The sequence below is a fragment of the Streptomyces flavofungini genome (assembly GCF_041028215.1).
GTDB lineage: Bacteria > Actinomycetota > Actinomycetes > Streptomycetales > Streptomycetaceae > Streptomyces > Streptomyces flavofungini_B.
In genome coordinates this window covers 1-362 of record NZ_JASKYR010001573.1, presented here as the reverse complement: position 1 = coordinate 362, position 362 = coordinate 1, and the positions used below count along the sequence as shown (strand labels likewise).

Below are 362 nucleotides of genomic sequence, written 5' to 3'. Positions count from 1 at the left end.
CGGGCTGCTCGCGCGGCGCACCGCCGTGGTGCGGGAGCTGACGGAGTTCAAGCGCGACGAGGAGACCGTGCGCTCCCCGGGCCGGGTGGAACAGGTCATCGCCAAGGTGCGCCGCCTCGCCGAGGAGGAGGGCATGCCCCCGGGCATCGCCGAGGCCGCCTACCGCACGCTCATCGCCGAGCTGACCGAACTCCAGATGCGACGACTCGCGGAGCGGYGGGCGGGGGCGGGCGYGSYGACGGCGCCGCCCCGCACGAGGGCAGTACGGCGGCCGACCTTGCGGGCGTCGTCGACGTGTCCTGGAACGCCGACGAGACGCTCCCCGCCGACGGCACCGCGCCCTCGCTCGCCGACGTGGCGCG

1 protein-coding gene is annotated in these 362 nt (G+C 76.5%); it reads left to right on the top strand.

Annotation, left to right across the window (positions count from 1 at the left end; translation table 11 throughout):
* Nucleotides 1-362: chorismate mutase (locus tag AB8Z36_RS42240; RefSeq protein ID WP_369218589.1), on the top strand; the 362-nt coding region annotated here is incomplete at both ends.